This is a genomic window from Spirochaetota bacterium, assembly GCA_040756435.1.
Taxonomy (GTDB): Bacteria; Spirochaetota; UBA4802; order UBA4802; family UB4802; genus UBA4802.
The window spans coordinates 1-3,003 of record JBFLZD010000112.1; the positions used below are offsets into that span (position 1 = coordinate 1).

General features: G+C 39.7%; 3 protein-coding genes. All 3 read left to right on the forward strand.

All coding sequences use genetic code 11. The annotated features are described in order from the left end of the window. A partial coding sequence (locus AB1444_16300; protein ID MEW6528215.1) for a molybdopterin dinucleotide binding domain-containing protein occupies nucleotides 1–936 on the forward strand: 936 nt, incomplete at its 5' end. A 13-nt stretch (nucleotides 937–949) separates the two neighbouring features. Then, nucleotides 950–1,780: a 4Fe-4S dicluster domain-containing protein gene (locus AB1444_16305; protein ID MEW6528216.1), complete on the forward strand. Its 831-nt coding sequence runs from the start codon at nucleotides 950–952 to the stop codon at nucleotides 1,778–1,780. Nucleotides 1,781–1,804: 24 nt separating this feature from the next. Further along, on the forward strand, nucleotides 1,805–3,003 hold a 1,199-nt coding region (locus AB1444_16310; GenBank protein ID MEW6528217.1), incomplete at its 3' end, for a hypothetical protein.

Here is a 3,003-nt window from a genome sequence, read left to right on the forward strand (position 1 = left end):
ATAATACAAACAATCAACAGCATGGTTGGCAGTCTTGGTAACAGTGTTAAACTCGTTACATTTGCAACTCCTGCAAAGCCAGTAATAGCAAAGAAGTCCAAGGGGCTGGATGAATATATAGCCAGTGATATGACCTGTGATATAGTGCTGATAAACAACGCAAATCCAGTATATTCTAGTGTATATGGTGAGCGCCTTTCTGAAAAGCTTAAAAAAGCTTCAACAGTTGTGCTCTTTACTTCTTCGCTTAATGATACAGCACAGTATGCTGATTATATTTTCCCAACACTTACTTCACTTGAAATTCCTTTTACAGGTCAGGCTGTATCAGCTAAGTTTGAAGCAAAACATGCTGGTGACTCCTTGCTGGCAATAGCAAAAAACATACCCAATATAACCTCTCAATTCCCATGGAATAGTTATTTAGATGTGGTAAAAGCTGTTAGTTTCCAGACTAAAAATGTAGCAAACCTTGATATCCCTGTTGATATCATCACTGCAAAGCTGGAAGAATTAGAAAAATTGCTACAAGCCTCAGGCTCATATTCCATATCGATGGTACCTTTTGAAATACCAGTAGTTGGTGAGGGAAATGGTCTTGCACTTCCCTATGTATTAAAAGCCCTCCCCAATACAATTTTAAAAGGCGATACAAGCTGGGTATGGATGAATCCAGTTACAGCATCAAAAGAAGGAATTTCCGAAGGCTCCAAAATCGATATTGAATCTTCCCGTGGTGAACTTGACACAGTCAGAGTACATTTAACCAAACGCGTTGCTTACGATACTGTTGCAATGCCTATCGGTTTTGGCCATGAGGAATTAACCGAATATGGTAGCGAAAAAGGTGTTAACCCAAAACCCATAATGTCAGATGCATTGGACCCTCTTAGTGGTTATGCTGACTGGTGGTTAACACGAGTAAAATTGAGTTAAGAGGTGATTAATTATGGCCAAGATGACAAGAAGATGGGGAATGGTTATAGATTTAGATAAATGTACTGGATGCGGTGCATGCAATATTGCTTGTGCACAGGAAAATAATCTTCCAATATTTAAAGATGATTCTGATGTGCCCAAAAGGGTCACGTTCCTTGACCTTATAGAAGTAACCAATGATAAAGATCCAAAAGCCCAGTATCCTGATGTAAAAGTGGCATATATACCCAAGATGTGCCAGCAGTGTTCAGGAAATGATCCAAACAATCCGCATCCACCATGCGTTTCAGTGTGCCCGGTTGTTGCAACTGATGTAGGTGAAGATGGCGTTGTAAGCCAGATATGGTCACGATGTATAGGGTGCCGTTACTGTCAGGTAGCCTGCCCATATGAAGCACGTGTATTCCACTGGTGGAAACCTCGCTATGAAGGGTCCTTCAAAGAATCTCTTAATCCTGATGTTTCAATAGCATCTCGTGGTACCATGGTAAAATGTACCTTCTGTTCACACATCTGGAAACGTGAACGGGATAAAGCCATAGCACAGGGTATCACCGACATCAATGCCGTTACGTACACCCCAGCCTGTGCCAGTGCATGCCCAACTAATGCCATACTATTTGGCGATCTCAATGATCCTTCGTCGCCAGTATATGAACCTAAAATACAGAAGGATCCCAGGGCTGTACGTCTGGTACACTCTATTGATGAACTTAGAACAAAAGATCCGTCCGAATATGAAAAGCGGACTAAAATCAAAGAATATCCAAATCCAAAAGTATATTATTTAACCAGCCAGCAATGGCTTCGTGATAAAATATCTGGATTTAAAAACTCCTAAAAAAAAGCATAAGGAGAGTATACCGTGAGCAAAGTAATAGATTTTTTGAAAAATGAATGGAATAGTTACCCCAGGAATATACAGATATCTCTGTATGTGCTCTTTGCACTGGTAGCATTGTTTGTAATTTTTGCTATTCAGATCCTTTTCTGGGGCTTAGGTTACACCGATATGAATAACCGCTTTGCAATGGGGATATGGATAATCGGTGATTTAGGGTTTGTTGCATTAGGCGGTGGAGCGTTCTTTACAGGTTTTATGCTATATATATTCAGGGTTGATAAACTCCAGCCTTTAATAAATTCCACTGTCCTTATAGGTTTTATGTGCTACCTTTTCACATTTATATTGCTGGTATTTGACATTGGGCAACCACTGAGGGCCTGGTTTGGATATGCATACCCCAACTGGGGACCACATACCATGCCACAATCAATGCTTACAGAAGTAGTCTGGTGTTTAACATTTTACTTTATTGTTCTTTGCATTGAGCTTTTCCCTATCATACTCAGTAATAAATATTTAGATAGATACCCAGCAGTACATTATTTTGCGCATTATTTACATAAATTAATGTGGATATTTGCAGCTATTGGAACATTCCTTTCATTCTTCCATCAGGGATCACTGGGTGGCGGAATGTGGGGTGTATTATATGCCAAGCCATACTGGTTCAGACATCATTATTTCTATTTGGCGATAGTAGCTGCAATAGCCGGCGGTCCCTGCCTTATGATGCTTGCTCCAAAAATTGCAAGCTGGGTTGCTAAAAAAGAGCTTGTACCCAAAGATGCCTATATGACATTAGCACAAATAGCCGGAGTAACATTTATTGCATACTTTTTATTCAGAGTGTATGATCTTTATTCGCTGGCAACTCACTTTGCCCCACTTTTTGACCGCAATCTAGTTGACATGATGGGTGGTTATTATGGCTGGTGGGTAGTTGGATTGGAATTGCTTGCTTCTTTAGCAGCTATTGTTATCCTAAATGTAAAGAAATTCCGTGAAAATGAGCAGTATTTCATTGCTGGTTTAATTAGTGGCGTTTTAGCGATAGTAATGCTTAAAGTTGATGTTTTACTCCACGGATTTTCAATACCTAACTTCCCCTGGCAGGATTTCTTTGGATATAACCCAACAATTCAGGAATGGTTTATATTCCTTGGTTCTCTTGCATGCATGACTCTTATTTATATGTGGTTTGTAAAATACATTCCACT